The 26,227-nt window shown below is 68.2% G+C and carries 27 protein-coding genes; 10 read left to right on the top strand and 17 right to left on the bottom strand.

Annotation, left to right across the window (positions count from 1 at the left end):
- Window positions 1-153 precede the first annotated feature (153 nt).
- Window positions 154-1,098 (top strand): RcnB family protein, encoded by a 945-nt coding sequence (locus AAW00_RS14815; protein WP_047002657.1) that lies wholly within the window; start codon window positions 154-156, stop codon window positions 1,096-1,098.
- A 79-nt stretch (window positions 1,099-1,177) separates the two neighbouring features.
- On the opposite strand, the gene AAW00_RS01925 is transcribed toward AAW00_RS14815, so the two are convergent.
- Window positions 1,178-1,747, bottom strand: coding sequence for a cytochrome b (locus tag AAW00_RS01925; RefSeq protein WP_047003446.1), 570 nt, complete (start codon window positions 1,745-1,747; stop codon window positions 1,178-1,180).
- A gap of 78 nt (window positions 1,748-1,825) precedes the next feature.
- Between AAW00_RS01925 and AAW00_RS01920 the strand changes: the two genes are divergently transcribed.
- On the top strand, window positions 1,826-2,509 hold the full coding sequence (locus AAW00_RS01920) for a prolyl hydroxylase family protein (protein WP_047002656.1): 684 nt from the start codon (window positions 1,826-1,828) through the stop codon (window positions 2,507-2,509).
- A gap of 7 nt (window positions 2,510-2,516) precedes the next feature.
- Here the strand turns inward: AAW00_RS01920 and AAW00_RS01915 are convergent, their stop codons facing one another.
- Window positions 2,517-4,130, bottom strand: a complete 1,614-nt coding sequence (locus tag AAW00_RS01915; RefSeq protein ID WP_047002655.1) for a lysine--tRNA ligase — start codon at window positions 4,128-4,130, stop codon at window positions 2,517-2,519.
- 143 nt (window positions 4,131-4,273) lie between these two features.
- Here AAW00_RS01915 and AAW00_RS01910 point away from each other — a divergent pair, with 143 nt between their 5' ends.
- Entirely contained in the window at window positions 4,274-5,119 is an 846-nt protein-coding gene (locus tag AAW00_RS01910; protein WP_187331004.1) for a mechanosensitive ion channel family protein, read from the top strand.
- Window positions 5,120-5,170: 51 nt separating this feature from the next.
- Here AAW00_RS01910 and AAW00_RS01905 read toward each other — a convergent pair whose 3' ends face one another.
- The gene (locus AAW00_RS01905; RefSeq protein WP_047002653.1) at window positions 5,171-6,046 is read right to left on the bottom strand and encodes a hypothetical protein; all 876 of its coding nucleotides are present in this window, start codon (window positions 6,044-6,046) and stop codon (window positions 5,171-5,173) included.
- 148 nt (window positions 6,047-6,194) lie between these two features.
- Here AAW00_RS01905 and AAW00_RS01900 point away from each other — a divergent pair, with 148 nt between their 5' ends.
- Both AAW00_RS01900 and AAW00_RS01895 read left to right on the top strand, forming a co-directional pair.
- Complete coding sequence (locus tag AAW00_RS01900) at window positions 6,195-8,933, top strand: ATP-dependent DNA helicase (RefSeq protein ID WP_047002652.1); 2,739 nt, start codon at window positions 6,195-6,197, stop codon at window positions 8,931-8,933.
- Window positions 8,930-9,463 carry a SixA phosphatase family protein gene (locus AAW00_RS01895; RefSeq protein ID WP_047002651.1) on the top strand — a complete coding sequence of 178 codons (534 nt, stop codon included), beginning with the start codon at window positions 8,930-8,932 and terminating at the stop codon, window positions 9,461-9,463. The genes AAW00_RS01900 and AAW00_RS01895 overlap by 4 nt, the downstream gene beginning before the upstream one ends.
- 294 nt (window positions 9,464-9,757) lie before the next feature.
- On the opposite strand, the gene AAW00_RS01890 is transcribed toward AAW00_RS01895, so the two are convergent.
- The 5 genes from AAW00_RS01890 to rpmF form a co-directional block, all read right to left on the bottom strand.
- Complete coding sequence (locus AAW00_RS01890) at window positions 9,758-10,147, bottom strand: MerR family transcriptional regulator (RefSeq protein WP_047002650.1); 390 nt, start codon at window positions 10,145-10,147, stop codon at window positions 9,758-9,760.
- On the bottom strand, window positions 10,147-10,446 hold the full coding sequence (locus AAW00_RS01885) for an integration host factor subunit alpha (protein WP_187331003.1): 300 nt from the start codon (window positions 10,444-10,446) through the stop codon (window positions 10,147-10,149). Before AAW00_RS01885 ends, AAW00_RS01890 begins: the two co-directional genes overlap by 1 nt.
- A 99-nt stretch (window positions 10,447-10,545) precedes the next feature.
- Window positions 10,546-11,511: a beta-ketoacyl-ACP synthase III gene (locus AAW00_RS01880; RefSeq protein ID WP_047002649.1), complete on the bottom strand. Its 966-nt coding sequence runs from the start codon at window positions 11,509-11,511 to the stop codon at window positions 10,546-10,548.
- A complete protein-coding gene (gene plsX / locus AAW00_RS01875; RefSeq protein WP_047002648.1) occupies window positions 11,511-12,584 on the bottom strand; it encodes a phosphate acyltransferase PlsX in 1,074 nt (357 codons plus the stop codon). The genes AAW00_RS01880 and plsX overlap by 1 nt, the downstream gene beginning before the upstream one ends.
- Before the next feature lie 30 nt (window positions 12,585-12,614).
- Window positions 12,615-12,797 carry a 50S ribosomal protein L32 gene (gene rpmF / locus AAW00_RS01870; protein WP_047002647.1) on the bottom strand — a complete coding sequence of 61 codons (183 nt, stop codon included), beginning with the start codon at window positions 12,795-12,797 and terminating at the stop codon, window positions 12,615-12,617.
- A gap of 196 nt (window positions 12,798-12,993) precedes the next feature.
- On the opposite strand from rpmF, the gene AAW00_RS01865 reads away from it, so the two are divergent.
- Window positions 12,994-13,389 carry an MAPEG family protein gene (locus AAW00_RS01865; protein WP_047002646.1) on the top strand — a complete coding sequence of 132 codons (396 nt, stop codon included), beginning with the start codon at window positions 12,994-12,996 and terminating at the stop codon, window positions 13,387-13,389.
- Here AAW00_RS01865 and AAW00_RS01860 read toward each other — a convergent pair.
- Both AAW00_RS01860 and AAW00_RS01855 read right to left on the bottom strand, forming a co-directional pair.
- A complete protein-coding gene (locus AAW00_RS01860; protein WP_277619331.1) occupies window positions 13,386-14,051 on the bottom strand; it encodes an MBL fold metallo-hydrolase in 666 nt (221 codons plus the stop codon). The two genes, AAW00_RS01865 and AAW00_RS01860, sit on opposite strands and share 4 nt — an antisense overlap.
- 44 nt (window positions 14,052-14,095) lie before the next feature.
- Complete coding sequence (locus tag AAW00_RS01855; protein WP_047002645.1) at window positions 14,096-14,734, bottom strand: S24 family peptidase; 639 nt, start codon at window positions 14,732-14,734, stop codon at window positions 14,096-14,098.
- A 146-nt stretch (window positions 14,735-14,880) separates the two neighbouring features.
- Here AAW00_RS01855 and AAW00_RS01850 point away from each other — a divergent pair, with 146 nt between their 5' ends.
- The 3 genes from AAW00_RS01850 to AAW00_RS01840 are packed head-to-tail and all read left to right on the top strand — an operon-like array spanning window position 14,881 to window position 16,201.
- Window positions 14,881-15,069, top strand: coding sequence for a hypothetical protein (locus AAW00_RS01850; protein ID WP_047003443.1), 189 nt, complete (start codon window positions 14,881-14,883; stop codon window positions 15,067-15,069).
- Window positions 15,059-15,433, top strand: a complete 375-nt coding sequence (locus AAW00_RS01845; RefSeq protein WP_241461607.1) for a hypothetical protein — start codon at window positions 15,059-15,061, stop codon at window positions 15,431-15,433. Before AAW00_RS01850 ends, AAW00_RS01845 begins: the two co-directional genes overlap by 11 nt.
- Before the next feature lie 51 nt (window positions 15,434-15,484).
- Window positions 15,485-16,201: a TonB-dependent receptor gene (locus AAW00_RS01840; protein WP_241461606.1), complete on the top strand. Its 717-nt coding sequence runs from the start codon at window positions 15,485-15,487 to the stop codon at window positions 16,199-16,201.
- A gap of 16 nt (window positions 16,202-16,217) precedes the next feature.
- Here the strand turns inward: AAW00_RS01840 and AAW00_RS01835 are convergent, their stop codons facing one another.
- From AAW00_RS01835 to AAW00_RS01805, 7 genes are all read right to left on the bottom strand, one after another.
- Complete coding sequence (locus AAW00_RS01835) at window positions 16,218-17,651, bottom strand: aldehyde dehydrogenase family protein (RefSeq protein WP_047002644.1); 1,434 nt, start codon at window positions 17,649-17,651, stop codon at window positions 16,218-16,220.
- 37 nt (window positions 17,652-17,688) lie between these two features.
- A complete protein-coding gene (locus tag AAW00_RS01830) occupies window positions 17,689-18,636 on the bottom strand; it encodes a D-2-hydroxyacid dehydrogenase (RefSeq protein ID WP_047002643.1) in 948 nt (315 codons plus the stop codon).
- A complete protein-coding gene (gene cysS / locus AAW00_RS01825) occupies window positions 18,624-20,045 on the bottom strand; it encodes a cysteine--tRNA ligase (RefSeq protein WP_047002642.1) in 1,422 nt (473 codons plus the stop codon). The genes AAW00_RS01830 and cysS overlap by 13 nt, the downstream gene beginning before the upstream one ends.
- Window positions 20,046-20,085: 40 nt before the next feature.
- Entirely contained in the window at window positions 20,086-20,589 is a 504-nt protein-coding gene (locus AAW00_RS01820; protein WP_047002641.1) for a DUF2939 domain-containing protein, read from the bottom strand.
- On the bottom strand, window positions 20,589-22,409 hold the full coding sequence (gene cobT / locus AAW00_RS01815) for a cobaltochelatase subunit CobT (protein ID WP_047002640.1): 1,821 nt from the start codon (window positions 22,407-22,409) through the stop codon (window positions 20,589-20,591). Before cobT ends, AAW00_RS01820 begins: the two co-directional genes overlap by 1 nt.
- 40 nt (window positions 22,410-22,449) lie before the next feature.
- Window positions 22,450-23,145 (bottom strand): sugar phosphate isomerase/epimerase family protein, encoded by a 696-nt coding sequence (locus tag AAW00_RS01810; RefSeq protein ID WP_052761718.1) that lies wholly within the window; start codon window positions 23,143-23,145, stop codon window positions 22,450-22,452.
- A gap of 116 nt (window positions 23,146-23,261) precedes the next feature.
- Window positions 23,262-23,972 carry a DUF4197 domain-containing protein gene (locus AAW00_RS01805; protein ID WP_047002639.1) on the bottom strand — a complete coding sequence of 237 codons (711 nt, stop codon included), beginning with the start codon at window positions 23,970-23,972 and terminating at the stop codon, window positions 23,262-23,264.
- Window positions 23,973-24,026: 54 nt separating this feature from the next.
- Between AAW00_RS01805 and AAW00_RS01800 the strand changes: the two genes are divergently transcribed.
- Entirely contained in the window at window positions 24,027-26,210 is a 2,184-nt protein-coding gene (locus AAW00_RS01800; RefSeq protein ID WP_047002638.1) for a primosomal protein N', read from the top strand.
- Window positions 26,211-26,227 lie beyond the last annotated feature (17 nt).

Genomic DNA, 26,227 nt, shown 5'->3' with positions numbered 1-26,227 from the left:
TTCATCCCGAGCGCCCTGAACCTGAACGATTGCCTCTCCGCCCGGTTCAGTGAGCCGACAGCCCGTCGGGGCTAGGCCACGATTCGTCGAGGCCTGCCCTCGGTGGCCGCAGCACTCGGGCGGCGCGGATCGACCTTGCATGGAGTTGCCACGATGCGTGTTGTATTTCTCAAATCCTGTGCCCTGGCGGCGCTGGCCATCGCCTCGAGCGCCGCAGTCGCCGCCCCCGCCCTTGCCGCGGACGTTACCGCCGAACAGCAGCAGCGCGACGGAGAGCAGGCCCGGCAGGGCCGCCGCGGCGGCGGTGAAGCGCGTGCGCCGCGCGAAAGCCGAGACCAGTGGCAGCGCCCCGACCAGGGCAGCCAGACCGGCCGGCCCGTGCGCGATCGCCTCGCCGAAGTGCGCGAGCGGGTGCGCCAAGAACAGGGTCAGCAGGCGCAGCAGCAGGCTCCGGTCGCCCGTTCGCGCCAGGACCAGGATCGCTCCTGGCAGCGCGGCGAAAACCGCGATGACCGCGCCCGGGATCGCGGTGACAACCGCGATGGCCGCGCATGGGATCGTGGCGACAACCGCGACGGGCGCGGCTGGGATCGCGGCGACAACCGTGACAGCCGCGCCTACGACCGCGGACAGGACCGGGCACGCGACAGCGGCGTCGTGGGGCGTTCTTACGGCTCGGATCGGCGCGGCGATTATGGCGCGGACCAGCGCTACCGCGATCGCTATTCCGGCCAGTACCGCGACCAGCGCGACTATCGCGACGGGCGGCGTTACGACAATCACCAGCGCTGGAACCGCGAAGGCTGGCGGCGCGACCGGCGGTACGACTGGAACAGCTACCGCTACAACAATCGCGATGTCTTCCGCCTCGGCCGGTACTATTCGCCCTACCGCAACTACAGCTATCGCCGATTCAACATCGGATACCGGATAGACAGCGGGTTCTACGGCAGCCGCTATTACATCAACGATCCGTGGCGCTATCGCCTGCCGCAGGTCTACGGCCCCTATCGCTGGGTGCGCTATTACGACGACGTGCTGCTGGTCGACATCTACCGCGGCGAGGTGGTCGACGTGATCTACGACTTCTTCTGGTAAGCGCCGGAAGCCAACGGATTGTCGGAGCGAGTGGCCGGCAATGGCCCCCCGATCTCGAGAGAGGTCGGGGGGTTTCTTTTCATCGCAGCGAGCTGCGCTCCTTGCCAACCCGGCCGAACGGCAACATCCGGAAGATGCCACCGTCCTTGTCGAAGAAGGTGTGCTTCAGCGCGCCCAGGATGTGCAGGCCGATGAGGTAGATCATGATCTCCCCGCCGGTGCCGTGGATGCCGAAGATGGTCTCGGCCAGCCCCTCGTTGCGGCCGACCGGCAGCGCGGGAATGGTGAACAGGCCGAACATGTCGATGTCGCGTCCGGCGAGCGAATTGGCCAGCCATGCCCCGATGGGCAGGGCCAGCAGCAGAACGTAGAAGACGATGTGCGTGGTGCGCGCCAGGATCCGCTCCCACGGCGCGTAGTTGCCCGGCAGCGGGGGCACGGGGTGCGTCAGGCGCCAGATCAGGCGGAACACGGTCAGCACGAGGATGAGGATGCCGATGGCCTTGTGATCGGCGAAGATGGCCATGGCCTGCGCCCGGTCGCCCGCGTGGTTGGCGTTCTCCGCCAGCCGCCAGTTCCAGATGACGAGGACGGCGATCGTCCAGTGAAAGAACATCGCACCGGCTGAATACCGCTGAGGCTTGGTCATGCTTCCCTCGTCATCGTTATGGTTGACGGCTTCCTGCGCTTGCACAAAATCCAAAGCAATGAAAAAGCGTGGCCCACGATGAGCGAGAGCAAGACCAGCCGTTTCCCCCCCGATGCCGACCGCGCGGGCCTGAAAAAGGTCGGCAAGGCCGTGCGCGAGCGGCTCGCCGCAAACCCCGCCGCCTACAAGGTGCCGACCGAGGACGTGGAGCTGCACGCCATCGGGGATTTCATGACGCCCGCCGAATGCCAGAAGATGATCGAGCTGATCGACGCCACCGCTCAGCCGAGCCGGGTTTTCGACCTCGATTACTCGAGCGGCTATCGCACCTCGTATTCGGGTGACGTCGATCCGCACGATCCCTTCGTGAAGAAGATCAATCGCCGCATCGACGACCTCCTCGATATCGAGCCGGGCTTCGGCGAGTCCATCCAGGGCCAGCGATATATGCCCGGGCAGGAATTCCAGCCGCACCACGATTGGTTCCACCCGGAAACCAGCTACTGGGACCTCGAAATGGCCCGCGGCGGGCAGCGCAGCTATACCGCCATGGTCTTCCTCAACGAGCCCGAGGCGGGCGGCACGACGGACTTCATTGACGTCGGCATCTCGATCGAGCCGAAGCAGGGCGTGCTGCTGGCCTGGAACAACGCCCTGCCCGACGGGACGACCAACCCCAAGACCATGCACGCCGGCCGCCCGGTTTTGCAGGGCGCCAAGTACATCATCACCAAGTGGTACCGGACGAAGCCCTGGAACTGAGCGCCGCTTACCGCGCCAGCGCCTCGGCGATGAGGCGGCGGCTGTTGTCGACGCCGTAGAGCGCGATGAAGCTGCCCATGCGCGGGCCTTGCTCGGAACCCAGCAGCGTCTCGTACTGGGCGCGGAACCAGTCGCGCAGATTGCCGAAGCCGAAGCGTTCGTCCTTGCCGATCTCGTAGACGATGTTCTGGATATCCTCGGCGCTCGTGCCCGGCTCTAGCGCCGCCAGTCGCGCGTCGAGTTCGCGCAAGGCCTCGGCCTCGTTGAGGGCCGGCGCGCGCTTGACCAGCGTGGGCGCGACGAAATCGCGGTTGTAGGCCAACGCCCGCTCCACCAGCGTGGCGAGCGCCAGGTGCGCCTCGGGCCGCGCGTCGTCGATGTAGTTGCCGAGATAGCTCCACACCTGCTCCGCCGAAGCATCCGCGCCGAGCACGCCGACGAGGTTCAGCAGCAGTGCGAAGGTGACGGGAAGCGTGTCACCCGCCCCGCTCTCGGCCTCGCCGGAAACATTGAGCAGGTTCCACGCCGGGTTGCCCAGCCGCTTGTCCCATGACTGGTCCGGGATGGCAGCGCGGAACTGCCAGTAGTCGTCCACCGCCTTGGGAATGACGCCCGCGTGCAGCTGCTTGGCGCTCTTGGGATTGGGGAAGATGTAGTGGCCGAGGCTCTCCTCGCTGCCATAGGTCAGCCATTCCTCGATGGTGAGGCCGTTGCCCTTGGACTTGGAAATCTTCTCGCCGTTCGCGTCGAGGAAGAGCTCGTAGATCAGCCCCTCCGGCTTGCGGCCGCCGAGCACCTGGGCGATCTTGCCCGACTGGATGCCGGTGTCGGTCAGGTCCTTGCCGTACATCTCGTAATCGACGCCCTGCGCCACCCAGCGCATGGCGAAATCGACCTTCCATTGCAGCTTGGCCATGCCGCCGAGCGCGCTCTGTTCGATGACAGTGCCGTCCTCGTCGGTGAAGCGGACGATGCCCGCCTCGGCATCCACCACCTCGACCGGCACCTGCAGGACGTGGCCGGTCGAAGGGCTGATCGGCATGATCGGCGAATAGGTCGCCGCGCGCTCTGCCCTAAGCGTCGGCAGCATGATGTCGAGGATTGCCTGGTTGTTGCGCAGAACGCCGCGCAGGGCATCGTCGAAGGCGCCCGAGTTGTATCGCTCGCTGGCGGCCACGAACTCGTAGTCGAAGCCGAAGCGGTCGAGGAATTCGCGCAGCATCGCATTGTTGTGCGCGGCGAAGCTCTCGTACTTCTCGAACGGGTCGGGAATGCGCGACAGGGGCTTGTGCAGGTTCGCCTCGAGCAGCGCCTTGTTGGGCACGTTGTCGGGCACCTTCCTGAGGCCGTCCATATCGTCGCTGAAGGCGACCAGCCGCGTGGGTGCAGGCGTGCCGTCGGTGCTCGCCACGATCTCGTAGGCCTTGCGCACCAGCGTGGTCCGCAGCACCTCCTGGAACGTCCCGATGTGCGGCAGGCCGCTGGGGCCGTATCCGGTCTCGAACAGCACCGGTTCGCCGCCCCGCTTCCCATCCGGATACCGCTTGGCCAGCCGCTGCGCCTCCTGGAACGGCCAGGACTTCGATACGCGGGCGGCTTCGATGAGATCGGTGCTGAACATGGTGTGCGCGGCTTAGGCCCAGCGCGCCGTTCTTCGCAAGTGCGAAAGGCTTGTCGGAACCCCGCCCCGCGTCCGCTCATTATGGCAGAAACGGGGAGTTTTCTTTGAACTACGTACAAACCTTGCAAGACCAGTTGCAGGGCATGGCTAACAGTATCGTCGCCGCCCTGCCCAACCTCGCCATCGCGCTCGTCGTCCTGATCATCACGTGGATCGTAGCTAGGTTCGCTGTGAGGATCGCAGACGCGCTGGTCGGCCGCACCAAGCTGCGCGCGAGCCTGCGCAATCTGACGGAAACCGTGGTCAAGCTGGCGATCTGGATGGTCGGCATCCTCGTCGCCGCCGCCGTTGCCGTGCCCGGCTTCACCCCCGCGGGCGCGATCGCGGGCCTCGGCATCGGCGCAGTCGCCATCGGCTTCGCCTTTCAGGACATCTTCGAGAACTTCCTCGCCGGCGTGCTTATCATGCTGCGCGAGAAGATGCGGATCGGCGACGTGATCGAGGTCGAGGGCGTTACCGGTCGCGTCGAACACATCACCTTGCGAGAGACGCACATCCGCCAGCTTTCCAATGAGCTGACGATCATGCCCAATTCGATGATCTTCAAGAACCCGGTCAAGATCCTGACCGACGATAGCCTCGCGCGCACCGAAATCGTCGCCGGGGTCAGCTACGACACCGATCTCGAGCAGGCCGAACGGGTCATCCGCGACGCGGTCGAGGCGCTCGAGGGGATCGACCAGTCGAAGGGGGTGGAGGTCTACGCGACCGAGTTCAACTCGAGCTCCATCGATTTCAAGGTACGCTTCTGGACCGGGTCCAAGCCGAGGGATGGCTGGCAGGCGCGCAGCGTCGCGATCAAGGCGATCAAGCGCGCGCTGGACGAAGCGGGGATCGAGATACCCTTCCCCTACATCACCCACACCTTCAAGGAAGTCGTGCCGCTGGGCCGCAAGGGCGACCTGGGGCTGACGGGCGGCGAAGACTGACCGCCCGATCCGGAAAGGCAAATTCCAGCCAGCCCGCTCGGACGGAGGCGTTCAGGAACGACGGATAGGCCGCGCGTAAACGCCGCCGTCGTTCGGCACCGGAGCCGGAGCGGGAGCGGGCGGCCGCACGGGTCGCGATACCTGTACCGTTCCGGCGGGCGCGGCCTTGCCGTTGCCCGCTGCCACGACCCCGCCAAGTGTCGGACGCTGGATCTGGACGAAGCCTGACGGCGAGGTGACGAACTGAGCGGCCCGGGAGGGTTGCGGTGCCGCTTCCGGCCGTGGCTGCGGCTGCTCCGCGGCGGGCGTCGCTGCCGACACCGTCAGGGGGCGATAGGGCTGGATACGCTCGACGACCACGGTCTCCTCCCGCGCGAATTTCCAGCGCAGGAAGGCATAGCCCGCGACGCCGGCGACAAGCAGGAGGCCGAGCAGCCACCACAGAACGGTCCAGCCGCCGCCCTCGTCCTCGGCCACAACAGGCGCAGTCGGCGCGGCCACGACCGGAGCGGGCGCGGGGGTCGCGGCGGCTGACGGCAGCGCGGGCGTCGGCTCGGGCGATGCGGCAGTTTCCGGCGAGGCGATCGGGGCAGGCGCGGTCTCGCGAGGTTCGCCGACGCGCGACGTGGCGCTTGCGGTGGCTCGCGGCTGCGGCGTCGCCTGCCGCGTCTGCACAGGGGCAGGCGTGTCCTGACGCGGAGAGGGTGTGGCCGTGGGCGAAGGAGCCCGCGTGGGCGTTGCCACGGGCATTGGCGTCGGCGTCGGCGTGGCGCGCGGGACCGGCGGCAGCTCCGGCCCCTGCCGCGGATCGGGCGTCGAGGACGGATTGGGCGGAAGCTGGAAATCGGGCAGCCGCTGCTGCGCCTGCGCGCCGAAGGGAACGGCAAGCAGGGCGGCGGCAAGAGGGTAGGCGATGCGTCGGAACATGGGCTGCGCTCTATAGTCGCCGAACGCCCGCCCTCACATGAACAATTGCGCACGGCGTTCCAAAGGCTGGGCAAGTTGCATTCCTGCCACGACGAGCGGTGAGGTGCGGCGTGTTTACTTTTCGTTCCACCTCTGCCTAGTGCATCCGATGGCCGCGCCGTTCCCGCCTCCGCCGATAGCCCTGCCCGCGCTCCACGCCAGCCATGCGGGAAGCTGGATCGCCAATGGGCTCACGCGCGCGGTGGCCAAGGGCGAGGCGGTGATGGCTGCAGCCGATACGCCGCATCTCGTCCTCAACGCGCCGCTGGTCGCGACGCGGCTCGGCTATCCCGATCTCTCGGGGCTCGACCTATTGGAACTGTTCGCCTTCGTCCACCCGGCGCGCTTCTGCGTGCCCACGCCCAAGGGACTGGCCCATGTGCTGGGCATGGCGGAGCCGGGCGACGGGGGCGATGTGCCAATGTTCCTGCAAGCGGCCGCGGCGGTCCTGCTCGCCCGGTGCGAGGACGACGACTGGGCGGAGCGCGAGGGCGCGTGGAGCACGCTGCAATCGCTCACTCGCCTGCGCTGGCCGTGGGCGCAGGTGCTCGGCCCCCACGTGCGCCGACCGGAAAAGGCCGAGAAGTGGCTCTTCTCCCGCCTGCCGGAATGGGAGGAGGCGCCCGAACGCCCGCAGCCCGGGCAGGTGCTCATCGGCGAGGAGGAGGTGCGCGGCCAGCTCGCCCGCTTGATCGGCGAAGGGGCGGAACAACGCGAGGGGCAGCGCCACTACTCCGCCGCCGTGCGCCGCATCTTCGCCCCGCGCGAGACACGCGGCCGCCCGCACGTTTTGCTGGCGGAGGCGGGCACGGGCATCGGCAAGACGCTGGGCTATCTCGCTCCCGCCTCGCTCTGGGCCAGCGCCGCGAAGGGCACTGTCTGGGTCAGCACCTTTACCAAGAACCTGCAGCGCCAGCTGCGCAGCGAAAGCCGCCGTGCCTGGCCCGAGCACCGCGAGGACGGCACCCGCCCCGTGGTCGTTCGCAAGGGGCGCGAGAACTATCTGTGCCTGCTCAACCTGGAGGACGCGCTGCAGGGCGGCTTCGGCGGGCGCGCGGCGGTGCTGGCGCAGCTGGTGGCGCGCTGGGCGGCCTATTCGCAGGACGGCGACATGATCGGCGGCGACCTTCCGGGCTGGCTCGGCACGCTGTTCCGCAGCCGCGCGATCAAGTCGCTGACCGACCAGCGCGGCGAATGCGTCTATGCCGGGTGCCCGCATTACCGCAAATGCTTCATCGAGCGCGCCGCGCGGGCCAGCGCACAGGCCGATCTCGTCATCGCCAACCACGCGCTGGTGATGGTCAACGCCGCGCGCGGGCGGGACCACGCCCAGCGCCCTACGCGCATCGTCTTCGACGAGGGGCACCACGTCTTCGACGCAGCGGACTCGACCTTTTCCGCAGCCTTGACCGGAGCCGAGACCATCGAACTCAGGCGCTGGATCGTGGGGCCGGAACGGGGCAGCAAGGGACGCCGCAGGGGCCTCTCGGCTCGCCTCGCCGACGTCGCCAGCTACGACGAGGCCGGTGGCGAGGCCATCGAGGCGGCGCGCGAAGCGGCGGGCGCCCTCCCCTCCGACGGCTGGCTCGGCCGCATCGCCGAAGGCGCGCCCAGCGGCCCGGTCGAGGCACTGCTTGGCGCCGTGCGGGCGCTCACCTACGCCCGCGACGAGAGCGGCGCGGCGGACATGGGCTACGGCATCGAGACAGAGGCCGCGGGTCTGGAGGGCAATTTCGTCGAGCTGGCGCAGGCCGCGGCACAGGCACTTGCCCAAATCCGCCAGCCGCTGATCAAGCTCGGCGTGCGGCTGGAGGCCATGCTGGAGGATCCGCCCGACTGGCTCGACGGACAGGGCCGCGCGCGTATCGACGGCGCGCGCCACTCGCTTGCCTGGCGCATCGATACTCTGGCGGCGTGGGAAGCGCTGCTCGGGCGACTCGGCGGCGCGGCCGATCCCGAATTCGTCGACTGGCTGGCGGTCGACCGCAACGACGCGCGCGAGTTCGATGTCGGTCTCTACCGCCATTTCCTCGACCCGATGAAGCCGTTTGCCCGCACCGTGCTCGAAGGCGCGCACGGCGTCATGCTGACCAGCGCCACGCTGACCGACCGCAGCCCCGATGGCCGCGACTGGGCGGAGGCCGTCGCTCGCTCCGGCGCGCCGCATATCGAGGTCCAGCCGCATACCGCCGAGGCCGAGAGCCCCTTCGACTATGCCGCCAGCGCCGAGGTGTTGATCGTCACCGACGTCAGGAAGGGCGATCTCGCGGGCCTTGCCGGGGCCTACGCGAAAATCATCGAGCGATGCGGCGGCGGCGTGCTCGGCCTGTTTACCGCGATCCGCCGCCTGCGCGCCGTGCACGGCCGTATCGCCGACCGCCTCGCGCGCGAGGGGCTGCCCCTCTATGCTCAGCACGTCGACCCGATCGATACCGGGACGCTGGTCGACATCTTCCGCGACGATGCGCAGGCCAGCTTGCTCGGCACCGATGCCCTGCGCGACGGGGTGGACGTGCCGGGCGAATCGCTGCGCTGCGTCGTAATGGAGCAGGTGCCCTGGCCCAAGCCGAGCATCCTCCACCGCGCGCGACGGGCTTCCGGAGGTGGCTCCACCTACGACGACCGCATCATCCGCGCGCGACTGGCGCAGGCCTTCGGGCGACTGATCCGCTCGGCCGGGGACCGGGGCCATTTCGTCGTCCTTTCGCCCGCCTTCCCCTCGCGCCTGCTCAGCGCCTTTCCGCCCGGCGTGCCGGTGCTGCGCGTCACGCTCGACGAGGCTTTACAACGCCTCGGCCACGGTGTTGAAACGCAGGCGGCTTCCAGCACACAGGACCTGCCCATTTGAAACGCCTCGGCCTGCTGCGCCACGCCAAGTCCGACTGGGACGATATGTCGCTGCGCGATTTCGATCGCGGGCTGAACGACCGCGGGCGGCGCGGCGCGGCCTTGATGGGCGAGCACATCCGCGCGCTGGGCCATCGCTGGGACCGCGTGCTCGCCAGCCCGGCGGAGCGGGTGAAGCGCACGCTGGAGGCCAGCGCGCTGGCCGCGCCGATCATCTTCGAGCAGGACATTTACCTCGCCGATCCGGCCGCGCTGATGGCGCTGCTGCGCGGTCTGGACGAGGAGGATGGAGCGGTGCTGCTGGCGGCGCACAATCCGGGCCTGCAGGAACTGGCGCTGGCGCTCGTCCCGCCCGATGGAGAGGACGCGCTGTTCGACGAGGTGATGCACAAGTATCCGACGGCGGCCTATGCCGTGTTCGAACTCGCCATCGATCGCTGGGCTGATATCGCGGACGGTTGCGGCAAGCTCGTCCATTTCGCCCGCCCGCGCGATCTCGACCCGGAGCTTGGTCCCGAAACGCTGCGCTGACCGGTCTGCGGCTCGCACACCCAGCAGCGCATCCGCCCTGAAAAGCGGCACCGAACCAAGCCCCAGAACCAGACACGCTGGCCGCGATGCCAGCCGCGTACGGGCAGCACGAACAGGCGAAGCCGCATACGCGCGCGGCGTATCGCGGCGGACTGGCGATGGTCGTGATTGCGGGCGATGATCATGCCGAGACGTTAGGCAAACGTCGCAAACATTCCTCGTCCGGGCATCCGCGTAGAACCCCCGATCTCCACGGAAATGAATCCTGCACGGACCCTGGGAGGGGTCGAATCCTCAGCCGGCCAGGGCCTGCGCCAGCCGTTCGCGTATGGCGCGTAACTGGCGTGTTGCGTCACCCGGCAACGTCCTCGTCTCCGCGGTCGATTTCGTAGCGGCGGGAGCCGCGGCGCTTGACCCAGTGCCCTGAGCGATGGCCTGCCGCGCGCCCTTGAGTGTGTAGCCGTCGCGGTTGACCAGCCGGTCGATAGCCTCGATCACGGCCATGTCCTCGGCACGATAAAGCCGCCGCCCACCGCTGCGCTTCAACGGCTGGAGCATGGGAAACTGCTGTTCCCAGTAACGCAGCACATGGGGCTTGATGCCATAGGCCGACGAAACCTCGCCGATGGTGCGCATCGCACCCTCGTCCTTGCCGTCCGCAAAAAGAGGCCCCTCGCCGGCCATCAGCCGCGCGCGATCCGGTCCTTGAGCTTGTGGCTGGCGCGAAAGGTCATCACCCGGCGCGGGGTGATCGGCACCTCGATCCCGGTCTTGGGATTGCGACCGATGCGCTCCTTCTTGTCGCGCAGCACGAAGCTGCCGAAGCCGGAGATCTTCACGTTTTCGCCGTTACCCATCGCCTCGCACATCTTGGCGAGAATCTTCTCGACGAGGTCGAGGCTCTCGGCGCGCGAGAAGCCCATCTTGCGATTGATCGTTTCGGCCAGGTCGGCGCGAGTCAGTGTTCCGACGGAGCGCATCATGTCCATCCAGTCTCTCCCAGCGTTGCGACCTCAAGAGTTAATATGAACATTGATGCAAATTAAGGCAAGGATATCTACGATTGAAAACCGGGAATAATCTCACGCCCGCAACAGGCTGGCACCCCAGGTGAAGCCGCCGCCCATCGCTTCCAGCATTACCAGGTCGCCCGGCTTGATGCGCCCGTCCTTCTTCGCCACGTCGTAGGCCAGTGGAACGGAGGCGGCGCTGGTGTTGGCGTGCTGATCCACGGTGACGACCATGCGCTCCATCGGCAGGCCGAGCTTGCGCGCGGTGGCATCGAGGATGCGGGCGTTGGCCTGGTGCGGCACGATCCAGTCGATGTCGGCGGGACCCTTGCCCGCCTCGTCCAGCACCTCGCGCAGTACCTCGGCCAAGTTGACCACGGCATGGCGGAAGACCTCGCGGCCCTTCATGCGCAGCTTGCCGATCTCGCCGGTGGTGGAGGCGCCGCCGTCGACGTACAGCAGTTCGCCATGCTCTCCCTCGGCATGGAGGCGGGTGGCGAGGATACCCGGGCCGTCTTCCTCGACCTCGCGCCGCTCGATCACGAAAGCCCCGGCTCCGTCGCCGAACAGCACGCAGGTGCCGCGGTCCTCCCAGTCGAGGATGCGGCTGAAGGTCTCCGCCCCGATTACGATGGCGCGCTTGGCCATGCCGGCGCGGATCATCGCGTCCGCCGTGCCCAGCGCGTAGAGGAAGCCGGAGCACACCGCCGCCACGTCGAAGGCCGGGAAGCCCTTGCCGCCCAGCGCGTGCTGCACGGTGGTGGCGGTGGCGGGAAAGGTGCGATCGGGCGTGGCGGTGGCCAGCACGATCAGGTCGACATCGGCGATGGCAACGCCCGCATCCTCCAGCGCCGCACGCGCGGCGGCGGTGGCGAGGCTGCCGGTCGTCTCGTCCGGCTCGGCGATGTAGCGCTGGGTAATGCCCGTGCGCTCGCGGATCCACTCGTCGCTGGTGTCGACGCGCTCCGCCAGCTCGGCGTTGGAGACGCAGGTGCGCGGCAGGGCGCTGCCGGTGCCGATGATACAGCTGCGGATCATTACTTGGCTTCGGCCTCGATAGCGGCGGCGGGGCCTTGCGCGGGCGCGTCCATCCCCGCGCCGATCTCGGCCAGATCGGCGGCGATGCGGCGGGTGATGTCGTCCTCCAGCAGCCGCGCGCAGACGTGCACGGCGTTGGAGACGCCCTTGGCATTGGCGCTGCCGTGGCTCTTCACCAGCACGCCGTTGAGGCCGAGAAAGACGCCGCCGTTGTGGTTGTTGGGGTCGAGATGGTGGCGCAGCAACTCGGTCGCCGGACGGCTGACGAGGAAGCCCACCTTGCTTCGCAGCGAGCTGGTGAAGGCGGTCTTGAGCAGGTCGGTCACGAAGCGGGCCGATCCCTCGATGGCCTTTAGAGCGATGTTGCCGGAAAAGCCGTCCGTCACCACCACGTCCACCTCGCCGCGATTGATCTTGTCGGCCTCGATGAAGCCGTCGAACTGCATGGCGAGGCCGGTGGCGGCGGCCAGCCGCTGGCTCGCACCGCGCAAATCGTCGGTGCCCTTGATGCTTTCCGTGCCGATGTTGAGCAGGCGCACGCGCGGCGCCGCCTTGCCGGTGACGATGCGGGCATAGGCCGCGCCCATCACGGCGAACTGGATGAGGTTTTCCGCATCGCAATCGGTGTTGGCGCCAAGGTCGAGCATGACCACGTCGTTTTCGCCCAACGTCGGCATCAGGCCGGCGAGCGCGGGACGGTCGATGCCGGGCATGGTGCGCAGCGCCAGCTTGCCCATGGCCATCAGCGCGCCGGTGTTGCCGCCGCTGACGGCCGCGCCGCAGTCGCCGGTCTTCACCGCGTTGATGGCGAGGCCCATGCTGGTGGTCTTGGCGCGGCGGAGCGCCCGGCTGGGCTTCTCGTCGCCGGAGACCACCTCGTCGCAGTGGAGGATCTCGCTGGCCGAGCGCATGTTGGGATGCGCTTCGAGCGCGGCCTTGATGCGCGGCTCGTCGCCCACCAGCAGGAAGCGGAACTTGTCGTGGCGGCGGCGCGCGAGCGCGGCGCCCTCCACCATCACGCGCACGCCCTCATCCCCGCCCATCGCGTCGATTGCGATACGCGGTAAGCTCATGCGCTAGCGCTCCTGTTCAAAGCCGAGGTCTTAAACGCCCTTGGGCTCAACGACCTGGCGGCCGTTGTAGTGCCCGCACGCGGGGCACAGGTTGTGCGGGCGCTTGAGTTCGCCGCAGTTCGAGCATTCGTGGAACGCCTCGACCTTGAGCGAATCGTGCGACCTGCGGTTGCCGCGGCGATGCGGCGAAACTTTTCTCTTGGGGACAGCCATGGTGGCACCCGTTCCTTGAATTTCTAGCGATTACGTGTCGATGCCGACCTAGGCGATGCCCGGCCCCCGCGCAAGCGCGGCGACCCGAAGCGAAGCCCGGATGCGGCGAAGGCGCGCGCTATAACGGGTTTCGCCCGCGTTGCAAGCGGCGCGGCAGTCTCCTATCGCACGCCGGGGCGCGAGGGGAGACGAGACAATGGCAGACCTGCACATCAGCCTGTTCAGCGCCGCGCTGGCGGCAATCATCAACCTGTGGCTGGCCATGCGCTGCGGCCGGGTGCGGATCAGCAATCGCATCCTGCACGGCGATGGCGGCGACGCGGCCATGCAGCGTCACATGCGCGCGCAGGCGAACTTCGTAGAGTATACTACCTTCGCGCTGGTGCTGATCCTGGTGCTCGACCTTGCCGACCAGGACGGCTGGGTGCTCGGGCTGACGGCGCTCGCCTATTTCGCCGCGCGGCTGCTGCACCCGCTGGGGATGCAGGCCGACCATCCGGCAAGGACACGCCAGATCGGCATCATCGTCACCTTTGCGCTGCTGCTGTTCTGGAGCCTGTGGGCGCTGCTGGTGGGCGCGCGGGTGCTTTAACCGGCGGCCATCGCCGCGTCGCTCACGAAGGGGTTGCTCTCCCGCTCGCGGCCGAAGGTGCTGGTGGGGCCGTGGCCGGGCACGAAGGTGACGCCGTCGCCGAGCGGCCAGAGCTTCTGCGTGATCGCGTCGAGCAGGTCCTGATGATTGCCCATGGGGAAATCGGTCCGCCCGATGCTGCCCTGGAACAGCACGTCGCCGACGAAGGCGAACTGGCTCTCGCGGTGGAAGAATACCACGTGGCCGGGCGTATGGCCGGGGCAGTGGAGAACCTCCAGCGTCAGGTCTCCGACGGTGACGGTGTCGCCATCGACGAGCCAGCGCGTGGGTTCGAACACCTCGCAGGTCATGCCGAAGCGGGGCGCGTCGTCCTCCAGCCGACTGATCCAGAAGCGGTCCGCTTCGTGCGGCCCCTCGATCGGCAGGCCGAGCTCGTCGGCGAGCATCCCCGCCTGCCCGCAGTGATCGGCATGGCCATGGGTGAGGAGGATCTTCTCCAGTGTCACCCCGGCCTTGGCGACCGCCGCCTTGAGCTTGTCCAGCTCACCCCCCGGATCGACAAGCGCCCCGCGCATCGTCTTGGTGCACCAGACCAGCGAGCAATTCTGCTGGAACGGCGTGACGGGCACGATGGCGGCGCGGATCGGGGTTGGCGTGGTCATGGCAAGCGAGATGGCCGCGCGGGCGCGCGGTTGCAAGCGGGCGGCTAGACCCGCCCGCTCTTCCAGACCACTCGCCCCACGATCTGCAAATCCTCCGCACTCACCTGGATCGGCGGATAGGCGAGGTTCTGGCTGAGCAGGCTGAACTGCCCCGCCCCGCGGCTGGCGACGCGCTTGACCAGCAGGCTGTCGTCGAGGCGGACGACGTGGATGCCGTCGCGGAAGGGCTGGTCGCGGCGGTCGACGAGCACCTCGTCCCCTTCGCGCAACAGCGGCTCCATCGAATCGCCGACCACGCGGATGCTGGAGAGCTGCGCGCCGTCGAGGCCGTGCTCGGCCAGCCAGCGGCGGGAGAAGCGGAAAGCGTCGAACTCGGCTTCCTCGGCTGGTGTGGCGCCGGGTCCGGCGGAAGCGTCGATGGCAAGGCGCGGAACGTCGATCCATTCGGCCCGCACGCGCGGCGCGGGAATGTAGGATTTATCCTGCGGAGCGCCCAAGTCCGATTCGCTTATACCTAGGAAAGTCGCCAGCTTGTGGCGATCCTCCTCTTCCAGCTTCTTGGGGCTGCCCTTGGTGACATACTGCTGCAAATACGTACCGTTACGACCGATCATGCGCGACAGGGCGGCGAGGCTCTCCCCCCGCGCACGGGCCGCTTCCAGCAATGTCTCGCGGGCATCCATGGCATTTCCTCGATGGTGAACGAAAACTTCCTACACGATGTATTTTTCCTAGACAAGTAGGATTTCGCGCGCTTTTCATGGGCCATCGGCCGCCGGCGAATCGAGTCGCCCGACGCCGCGAAGCCATAGCCAAGGGGAAGCGCCAGATGCTCATTCGCCAGATCGAAGTGTTCCTGAAACGCACGAAGATGCCCGCGACAAAATTCGGCCGCCTCGCCGCGCACGATCCGCGCTTCGAGGGCGATCTTCGCAATGGCCGCACCCCGCGCCCCGCGACGCAATCACGGGTGGAACATTTCATGAACGAATATCGGGAGACCACCGGTGCATATTGATCCGCAGACCCAGACCGCCGCTCCCGCCGGGGGCAAAACCGCACGCCGCCAGCGCAAGGGTGCGCGCGAGCATCTCGCCGAGGCTCTCCTCCAGCTAGCCCGCGGCCATGGTCGCATTGCCACCCATCACGAGAAGAGCTGGGCCAGCATCACCTTTGCCGGCACCCGCCACCGGGTGACGATGGAGTTCGAGGGTGCCGAGGCTGTCGAAACCGGCGAATGCTTCATCGCCTACCTGCCCGAGCACGAATTCGCCGTCCCCCGCCAGCTGGTGGCCGATGCGGCGGTGACCGAGGTCGACCATCGGCTCGAGCCCCCGCTGATGCGGGTGACCTGCGAACTGCTGCTGCTCGAGGAGGGTTGATCGCTCACAAGGGCTGGCGCAATTATCGCTTATAGAACCAGAGGGGATCGAATGATGATGCGCCTGACCGCCTGCATGCTCATGGCCAGCCTTTTGCTGGTCTCGGCTACGCCCGCGATGGCACAGGACCTGGAGCGGCAGGAGATCATCGTCACCGGATCGCGCATCGATCAGGACGACTACTCCGACTACCAGCCGGCCGTGGGTTTGCGGAGGCAGGCGGATTTCCTCGTCCAGCAGGTCGTCATCCGAGGCGATACCCGCGACAGCGAGGAGCGCGAGCGGGAAATCCGCGCCATGCTGCTGCGCGCCATCGAACGAGCCGGCAGCGCGGGCGTGGAACTGGCGCAGGGCACATACATCGTGACCCGCCTGACCCCGCAGAACGCGGCGGAACTGGAGCTGGTCGGCGACCGTCGCCCCGACAGCGAGCTCGTAAGCTTCCTCATCAAGGCTCCGCTCGCCGGGACCAACGTGCAGGAGGCGCAGCGCCGCATCGCGGCTTTTGTGGAGGGTGTGCCCGAGGTCGGCCGGGCGCAGATGGACACCGTGGGCGATCCAACGCTCTCGATCGTCGGACCGGACAGCTACCGCGATGCGATCATCGCCGAGGTGGCGGCGGATTCCCGCCGGCAGGCCGCGTTGGTCGGTGCGGACTACGCCATCGAACTGGCCGGTCTCAACATGCCGGTCCAGTGGACCCGCGCCGGGCCCGGAGAGGTACTGCTCTTCATCCCCTACGAACTGCGCGTGGTGCCGCGCCCCTAGGACGCGGCTGCCGCGGTCAGGTCCGCCGTATCACCAGGTTCCGGATCTCGCTCATGTCTTCCATGGCGAAGCGCACGCCCTCGCGGCCGAGGCCGGAGTTCTTGACGCCGCCGTAGGGCATGTTGTCGACGCGGGTGCTGGGGATGTCGTTCACCATCACCCCGCCGACTTCGAGCCGGTCCCAGGCCTCCATCACCTTGAACAGGTCGCGCGTGAAGATACCCGCCTGCAGGCCGAACTCGCTGCGGTTAACCTCGGCAAGCGCCTCGTCCCAGTCAGCGAACTTCATCAGCACGGCGACCGGCCCGAAGGCTTCCTCGTTGACGATCTTGGCGGCCTTGTCGACGTTCTCCAGCAGTGTCGCCTCGAACATCTGGCCGTCCTGTCCGCCGCCGCAGAGCAGCGTCGCGCCGCCGTCCACCGCCTCGTCGATCCAGCCCTTGAGGCGCTCGGCCTCGCCGGTGTCGATCATCGGGCCGATAAAGGTGTCGCGGTCCTTGGGATCGCCCGCCTTCAGCTTCTTCGCGGCCGCCACCAGCTTGTCGCGGAAGACGTCGTAGACCTGCTCGTGCACCAGCACGCGCTGCACGCTGATGCAGCTCTGGCCGGACTGGTAGAAAGTGCCGGTGATCACGCGGTCGCAGGCGTCCTCAAGGTCGGCATCGGCATCGATCACGCAGGCCGCGTTGCCGCCGAGTTCGAGAATGACCTTCTTCTTGCCCGCCTTCGCCTTCAGCGCCCAGCCCACCTCGTCGGAGCCGGTGAAGCTCAACAGCTTCAGCCGCTCGTCGGTGGTGAAAAGGTCCGCCCCGTCGCGGCTGGCGGGGAGGATGGAGAAGGCGCCTTCGGGCAAGTCGGTCTCGGCCAGAACCTCGCCGATAATCAGCGCGCCCAGCGGCGTCTTGCTGGCGGGCTTGAGCACGAAGGGGCAGCCGACCGCGATGGCGGGCGCGATCTTGTGCGCGGCGAGGTTGAGCGGAAAGTTGAACGGGCTGATGAAGCTGCACGGGCCGAGCGGCACGCGCTTCCACATCGACTGGTAGCCCTTGGCGCGCTCGCTGATGTCGAGCGGCATGATCTCGCCGCCGATCCGCACCGATTCCTCGGCGGCGATCTGGAAGGTGTCGATAAGGCGCGTCACCTCGCCCTCGCTGTCGCCGATGGGCTTTCCGGCCTCGACGCACAGCGCATAGGCCAGCTCCTCCTGCCGCTCCTTGAAGCGCGCGACGCAGTGTTCGAGCACGGCCTTGCGCTCGTAACTGGCGAGCCGCGCCATCGGCTCGGTCGCGCGCACGGCACCGGCGATGGCCTCGTCGATGATCTGAGGACTGGCGAGCGCGGTGCGGAAGGCGACCTCGCCGGTGAACTTGTCGGTCACCTCAAGGTCGGTGTTCGGCTGCTGGGCCTTGTTGTTGAGGTAGAGCGGATAAGTGTCTTTGAGCTTGGTCATGCCCGAACTACGCGGGCGAGGCGCAAAGGGTCCGGACCTAGTAACCGCGCGCGAGATCGACCTCGGCCTCCAGCGGCTCGCCGCGGCGGAAACGTTCGCAGTTCGTCAGGAAGCGGTCGGCGGCGCGCCGGCGGCTGGCGGCGTTGGGAATGCCGGCGAGGTGCATGGTGATCTGCACGTTCGGCAGGGCCCATAGCGGGTGGCCGGGCGGCAGCGGCTCCGGGTCGGTCAGGTCGAGGATCGCGCCGCCAACCTGGCCCGCTTCCAGTGCGGCGACGAGGGCAGGCTGGTCGATCGTCTCGGCGCGGCCGAAGTTCACCACCACGGCGTCCGGCTTCATCTCCGCGAACTCGGCGGCACCGAGCATGGCCCGGGTCTCGCAAGTGCTGGGCAGCGTCATCACGATCCAGTCGAAGCTGGCGAGCTGGCCGCGCCAGTCGTCGGGGCCGAGAACCCCTTTACCTGCGTGCGAACGGACGGGCACGCAGTCGACCCCGAACCCTGCGAGGATGCGCGCGATCGCCTGTCCGATCGCGCCGTAACCGAGAATCAACGCGCGGCTGCCCATGAGCTCGCGCCCTCCCGGGGGCTGGCGGGTCCAGCCGTGCCGCTCCTGCAGGCGCACGATCTCGCGATAGCCGCGCGCGTGGCCGAGCATGGTCATGACGGCGAATTCCGCGACCTGGTTCGCCGCCAGCCCCGCCCCGCAGGTCAGCACCACGCCGCGCTCCGCCAGTTCGCCGAGCGGCATCCAGTCGACCCCGGCATAGGCGCTGCTGAGCCACCGCAGCCGCGGTGCGGCGGCGATGGCGGCAAGCGCGGGGGCCTTGTCGTGCATGTCGAACCAGCCGATCTCGGCCGAGGGGGCGAGCGAAAGCAGATGCGCCTCGTCCCGCCACCAGGCCACGTCAATCCAGTCAGGCAGGCGGCCCTCGAGCCCGGGCCGCGCCCACTCCGGCAGGACGGCGCGGATCAGAGCTTCCATTCCCAGCCGAGCGGGTCGCCGTCCATGACCTCGACGCCCTGCGCCGCCAGCTCGTCGCGCAGGGCATCGGAGCGAGCGAAGTCCTTGGCCGCGCGCGCTTCCTTGCGGGCGGCGAGCGCGGCTTCGATTTCGGTCTCGGTTATGATGGCCCACTTGGGGCGGAGGCGCAGATCGGCGCGGTCGATGTCGAGAAGGCCGAGGCCGAGGACGGCGTCCATTCGCTCGATGACGGCGCGCTTCACGCCGGCATCGACTTTCTTGGTCGCCAGTGCATCCTCGAGCGCGGTGAGCGCGACGGCGGTGTTTAGATCGTCGCTCATTGCCGTGTCGAACCGCGCTAAGGCATCGGCGAACTTGGGATGATCGGTCTCACACAGCTCGGCATCGCGGAACGGCTGGACGGCCATGACCATGCGCTTCAATCGCGTCAGTGCAGCACCGAGGCCTTCCCAGCTGAACTCCAGTTCGCTGCGATAGTGCGCCTGCAAACACATCATGCGGTAGGCGTGTGGGTGGTAGCCCCTGTCGATCAGCAGTTGCAGGCGCAGGAACTCGCCCGCCGATTTGCTCATCTTTCCAGAGCGTTCCACCAGGAAGTTGTTGTGCATCCACAGCCGCGCGCCGGAGTGGTCGCTGCCGCAGAAAGCCTGGTTCTGGGCGATCTCGTTGGGATGGTGAATTTCGCGGTGGTCGATGCCGCCGGTGTGGATGTCGAAGGGGAAGCCGAGCAGCGCCTCGCCCATGACCGAGCATTCGAGGTGCCAGCCCGGCGCGCCGCGGCCCCAGGGCGAATTCCACTCCATCTGCCGCGTCTCGCCCGGCGGGGTCTTGCGCCAGATGGCGAAGTCGGCGGCATTGCGCTTGCCCTCGACGCTCTCGATCCGGCCTTCTCCCTCTTCGGTAACTGCGCGCGCCAAACGCCCGTAATCGTTGACAGTCGTGACGTCGAAATAGAGCCCGCTGTCGAGTTCGTAGCAATGCCGGTCCGCGATGCCTTTCGCGAAATCGATCATCTGTTCGACGTAGTCGGTGGCAATCGACCAGTGCGCCGGCTGGCGGATGTTCAGCGCCTTCACGTCCGCCCAGTAGGCCTCGGTATAATGCCGCGCGATGTCCCAGATCGATTGGGCTTTCGCCGCCGCCGCCTTTTCCAGCTTGTCCTCGCCCGCGTCGGCATCGTCCGTCAGGTGGCCGACATCGGTGATGTTGATGACGTGGGTGAGCTTGTAGCCCTTCCAGCTCAGCGTGCGCCCCAGCGTGTCGGCGAAGACGTAGGCGCGCATGTTGCCGATGTGCGGGTAGTTGTAGACCGTCGGCCCGCACGAATAGACCCGCGCCTCGCCCGGGTGGACGGGCTCGAAGGTTTCGAGCTGGCGGGTGAGCGAGTTGAAGAGCTGAAGGTCGGTCATGGCGCCACTGCGATTAGGGGGCGCACGGTCTTGCGGCAAGTCAGAGCGGCGGCAGTTTGAAACCCGTCACCAGCCACCCAGCCCCCTCGCGCCGGAACAGCAGTTGCGGGCCGGGCGTGCCGTCCGCGAAAGTGCCGACGCCGCGGAAGTGGTCGAAGTCGTCGCGCTCGACGTCCCAGGTGATGGCCTGCGTGCGAAGCCGCTCGGGCAGGAACGGTGCGGCCATGGCGCCTGTGGCGACCAGCGTGCCGAGCGAATCGGCATTCACCGCCCGGTCGATCACCTCGCGCCCGGCCCGGTCGACGATTGCGTCCGGTACCATGCCGAACAATCCGCCCCGCTCACGCTGCTGGCCTACGAGTTCGCCCAATTGCTCGCGCGCGGACCGGCGCACGGCTGGAAAGTCCACCTTCCCCTCCAGCGCCGCCACGTCCCCGCTCCGCGCCGCATCGGCAAGCGAGCGCATGGCCCACCACGGCGAGGCGAAATACCATCCGGCGAACAGGGCCAGCAGGATAACGGCGAGGACAAGGAGCTTACGCATCACTCCACCTCGAACAGGTCCGCCAGCTGCTCGATGATCGTGCCGCCGAGCTGTTCGACGTCCATGATCGTCACCGCCTTCTTGTAGTATCGCGTCACGTCGTGGCCGATGCCGATGGCTACTAGCTGCACGGGGCTGACCTTTTCGATCCACTCGATCACCTTGCGCAGGTGCGCCTCGAGGTAACCGGCCGAGTTCACCGACAGCGTCGAATCGTCGACCGGCGCACCGTCGGATATGACCATCAGGATGCGGCGGTCCTCTGGTCTCGCGAGCAAGCGCTCGTGGGCCCAGAGCAGCGCTTCGCCATCGATGTTCTCCTTCAGCAGCCCCTCGCGCATCATCAGGCCGAGGCTGCGGCGGGCGCGGCGCATGGGCTCGTCGGCTTTCTTGTAGATGATGTGCCTCAAGTCGTTGAGGCGGCCGGGGTGTTCGGGGCGGCCGTCGGCCAGCCAGCGCTCGCGGCTCTGCCCGCCCTTCCAGGCGCGGGTGGTGAAGCCCAGCACCTCCACCTTCACCCCGCAACGCTCCAGCGTGCGCGCGAGGATGTCGGCGCTGATGGCAGCAATGGAGATCGGGCGTCCGCGCATGGAGCCCGAATTGTCGATCAGCAGGGTGACGACGGTGTCCTTGAAGTCCTGTTCCTGCTCGACCTTGTAGCTGAGTGAGGTGCCCGGGCTGATGATCACGCGCGCCAGCCGGGCGGCGTCGAGCATCCCCTCCTCCTGGTCGAAATCCCAGGCGCGGTTCTGCTGCGCCATCAGGCGGCGCTGGAGCCTGTTGGCGAGCCGGGTGACGACGCCCGCGAGGCCCGCCAGCTGGCTATCGAGATAGGCGCGCAGGCGATCGAGTTCCTCGAAATCGCACAGGTCCGTCGCCTCGACGACCTCGTCGTATTCCGTGGTGAAGGCCTGGTAGTCGAAGCTGTCGGGAATGTCCTGCCACGGCGCGTTGCGGCGCTGCGGGAGCATCATTTCCTCGCCGTCGTCGCCCGGGTCGCCCTCGGCCAATTCGTCCTCGCCGGGCGCCTGGTCCTCGCTCTCGCCCTCGCCGTCCTCGCCCTCGGCGGCTTCGGAGCGAGCGTCGGGGCTCTCGCGCGGCTGGTCGGTGTCCTCGTTGTTCTCGGGCGCTTCCTCCTCGCCGTCGGCCTCGTCGCCGTCATCGTCCTCGCCGCCGTCCTCGGGGTCGAGCTCGGCGGGAACCATGTCGAGATGGCGCAGCATGTCGAGGCCCAGCTTCTGGAAGGCCCGCTGGTCGTGCAGCGCCTCGGCGAGCTGCTCGAAATCGTCGCCGGTGCGCGCCTCGATGTGCTCGCGCACCAGTTCGACGCCTTGGCGCGCGGCGGCGGGCGGGGCCTGCCCGGTCAGCTGTTCGCGCAGCATCAGCGCGAGCGCGGCGTGGAGCGGCACTTCGTCCGCCGTGGTGGCGCGGGCAAGCGCGCTACCCATGGCGCGGCGGTCCTGCATGGCGGCCATGTTGCCGCGCATCCCGGCGTATCCGGTTTCGCCGATGGCCTCGTAGCGCACGCGCTCGATGGCGTCGTAGCAGGCGCGCGCGTCGGCATCTACAGGGCGGCCGCGGTCGTGCAGGCGCGCGTCGTGATGGCGCAGGCGCAGGGCGAAACTGTCGGCGAACCCGCGCGCTTCCTGCGCGTCGGCGGCGGGAACGCTCCGCGCGGGCATGGGCACGCGCACGCTCTTGCCCATTTCGCTGGCGGCATCGGCGGTAAAGCCCACGTCCACCTCGGCATCGCCGGCAATGGCGCGGGTGGCGCCGGTCAGCGCGAGGCGGAAACGGTCGAGGGGGGATTCGTCTGACATTGCGGGGCGGCTATGAAGCAGGACGCAGCCCTCGCCAAGCCTAGCGGCCAAAGGTCCGTGCGGCGGCTGGCAGGCTCGAGGCGAGGCTGGCCCATGGGTCGGGCGCGTCGTCGCGTTCGACAAGCCAGTGGACCGGGCGGTCGCCCACCGCCCGGCGCAGGGCGGCAAAATCCAAGGTGCCCGCGCCGACATCGGCCATGGCGCCGTCGGCGGCCATGTCCTTCAGGTGGAAGTGCGTCACCCGGCCGGCGTGGGCGCGATAGAAGGCCACCGGATCCTCGCCCCCGCGCGCGACCCAATAGGTGTCGAGTTCGAAGCCGATGGCGGGGTCGAGGTCGGCCATCAGCAGGTCGATGGGGCGCTGGCCCTCGACGGGAGCGAATTCGAAATCGTGGGCGTGGTAGGCAAAGGCCATTCCCTCGGCGCGGGCGATGGCGGCGACGGCGTTCATCCGCGCGATCCAGCCGCGCCACTGGGCCAGCGTGCGGCGCTCTTCGGGCGGAAGCCAGGCGAGCATGATGGTGTCGGCGCACATGGCCCTTGCCTCGGCGATGGCGCGTTCCGGATCGTCGCGCAGCAGTTCCCACGGAACGTGGACCGCGGCGACCTCCAGCCCCAACGCGCGGGTTTCCCGGCACAGGGCGGCGGACCGGTCGCCGTAGGTGCGGTAGTACTCGACCTCGTCGAAGCCGAGCGCGGCCACGCGGCGTAGAGTGGCGACGGGGTCGCGGTCCATGTCCGCGCGAACGGTGTAAAGCTGGACACCGACGGGGTCTGATATTTGTGCGGGCACGGTCTGGCAGGCGGACAGCGCGATGGCCGCCGCTGCCTGGGTCCATGCCCGCCGCACGGTCAGAACGCGCCCGCCGTCCCGAAGACGCCGATCAGCACCGGATCGTTGGTGGCGCGCGGGTCGCGGCGGATGGCGGTTTCCTCGAAGCCCATCTCGTTCCAGATGGCGTTGTCGATATTGCGCGAGAGGGTGTTGGCAATGCCGCCCACGTCGACGCCGGTGGCCGCCGCCAGTAGCTGGCCGACCAGCGGCTCGTTCGCCACGCGCATGGCGCGGCCGAGTTCGGGGACCATGGCCTCCACCAGCGTCATGCCCAGGTTCTGGCGCAGGAAGCCGGTCGCCGCGGTCGGCCCGCCCTGCACCAGTGCCAGCGCGTTCTGGAAGCCGATCACGCGTACCGCGTCTGTCACCAGCGGCGCGGCGCGGTAGGCGCCCTCGATGGCGATGTCGGCAAAGGCATCCGCCAGCCGGTCGCGGAAGAGGCTGGAAGTGAGGATATTGGCGAGCACCCCGCCTCGCGTGCCGAGCAGGTTTTCCAGTCCCAGCGCGCCGACCTGGTTTTCCCAGAAGCCGCCGGGTGCAAGCATCCGGGCAAAGGCGCGCTCGCTGGAGAGATAGAGCAGGCGGCGGATCGCGTCCTCCATCGTCCAGCCGCCGTAGCTGGCGCAGCCAGGAAGCGCGATCACGCCCGCGCCCAGGCCGACGCCGGCGATGAACTTGCGACGGCTGGCGACGCTGTGGATGACGGAAGTGTTGGCCAATTCGGACATAACGCGACTCCTAACCTTGCCGCGCAACGGGGGCGGCGCCCATATGTGGTCCCGATGTCTGCCACCCGCGTACGCCTACTCGTCATGAACGCCGCACTTGGGCCGCTCGACTATCGCGTGCCGGAGGGAGTGGAAGCACCGTACGGCAGCGTGGTGGTCGCGCCGCTCGGGCCCCGGCAGGTGACAGGGATCGTCTGGGAGGAAGAACACCTTCCCACTTTACCCGTTCCTGAATCCAAACTGCGCCCGCTGTTCAGCGTGCTCGACGTGCCGCCGATCCGCGCGGAGCTGCGTCGCCTGATCGAGTGGACGGCGGACTATTACGTCGCGCCAATGTCGGCGGTCGCGCGCATGGTGATAGCCAGCGGCGGCGCGCTGCGCGGTCCCGCGACGATGACTGAATACCGGCTGTCGGGCGGGATGCCGGAGCGCATGACCGCGCAGCGCGAGCGGGCGATCGAGGCGCTGGACGGCGAGCAGGCGACGATCCGCGAGCTGGCGGGGCTCTCGGGCGTTTCCGAGGGCGTGCTGCGCGGCCTCGTCAACCAGGGCGTGCTGGAGCCGGTGGAGGTCGACGTCGACCGCCCCTACCCGCCCGCGCGCGCCGATTTCGACGCGCCCGATCTCAGCCCCGAGCAGGCCGAGGTGGCGGAGCGGCTGGTGGCGGCGGTGGGCGAGGCGACATTCGCGCCCTTCCTGCTCGACGGGGTGACCGGATCGGGCAAGACCGAGACCTATTTCGAAGCCGTCGCCGCAGCCATCGCCGCCGGTCGCCAGGTGCTCGTCCTGCTGCCCGAAATCGCGCTGACCCAAGCGTTCCTGTCGCGGTTCGAGGCGCGGTTTGGCGCCGCGCCCGTCACCTGGCACTCCAGCCTGAAATCGACCGAGCGCCGCCGCGCCTGGCGCGCCATCGCCAGTCGGCCAGAGAACGGCGGCGCGCAGGTGGTGGTCGGCGCGCGCTCGGCGCTGTTCCTGCCCTATGCCGCGCTCGGCCTGATCGTGGTCGACGAGGCGCACGAGATCAGCTTCAAGCAGGAGGACGGCGTGCGCTACAACGCGCGCGACGTCGCCGTGATGCGCGGCTATTTCGAGGGCATTCCGGTGATTCTCGCCAGCGCCACCCCGGCGCTCGAGAGCCTGCACATGGCCGACACCGGCACCTACAAGAAATTGGTGCTGCCCAGCCGTTTCGGCGGGGCGCAGCTGCCCGAAGTGCATCTTGTGGACCTGACCGAAGAGCAGCCGGGCCGCGGCGCGTGGATCGCGGCTCCGCTGCGCGCCGCCTTGCAGGACCGGCTGGCCAAGGGCGAGCAATCGCTCCTGTTCCTCAACCGCCGCGGCTATGCCCCGCTGACGCTGTGCCGCAACTGCGGCTTCCGCTTCCAGTGCCCCAATTGCAGCGCCTGGCTGGTCGAGCATCGCCTCAGCCGCCGCCTCGCCTGCCACCACTGCGGGCATGAGACCAAGCCCCCCGAGACCTGCCCCGAATGCGGCGAGCCCGATTGCCTCGTCGCCTGCGGCCCGGGCGTGGAACGCATCGCGGACGAGGTGGCCGAGATCCTTCCCGATGCCCGCGTCGCGGTCGTTACCTCCGACACCATCCACTCGCCCGCCAAGGCCGCCGAGTTCGTCGCCATGACCGAGGCTGGGGCCATCGACGTCATCGTGGGCACGCAGCTCGTCACCAAGGGCTTCCACTTTCCCGAGCTGACGCTGGTGGGCGTGATCGACGCCGACCTCGGCCTCGAAGGCGGCGACCTGCGCGCGGCGGAGCGCACGTACCAGCAGGTGGCGCAGGTTGCCGGGCGCGCAGGACGCGGCGCGAAGCCGGGCGAGGTGCTGATCCAGACGCGCCATCCCGACGCCCCCGTCATCGCCGCGCTGGCGAGCGGCGACCGCGACGCCTTTTACGAGGCGGAGACCGACAACCGCCGCCACGCGGGTGCACCGCCGTTCGGGCGCTGGGCCGCCATCATCGTCTCCAGCGAGGACGAGGCCGAGGCGCGCGAGGCGGCGAACCGCATTGGCGCGACGCGCCCATTCCTCGACGACGTCCATGTGCTCGGCCCCGCGCCCGCCCCGCTTGCCCTCTTGCGCGGCCGCTACCGCTATCGCCTGCTGCTCAACGCCCGGCGCAGCGCGGAGCTGCAGAAGGTCATCCGCCAGTGGCTGGGCGGCGTCGATCTTCCGCCTGGCGTGCGCGTGGGGGTGGACATCGACCCCTACAGTTTCGTCTGAGGCAAGGCCTGCTATGC

Source organism: Aurantiacibacter luteus, assembly GCF_001010945.1.
GTDB classification, from domain to species: domain Bacteria; phylum Pseudomonadota; class Alphaproteobacteria; order Sphingomonadales; family Sphingomonadaceae; genus Alteraurantiacibacter; species Alteraurantiacibacter luteus.
The sequence above is the reverse complement of the archived record's forward strand: the minus strand, read 5'-3'. Positions and strand labels throughout refer to the sequence as shown.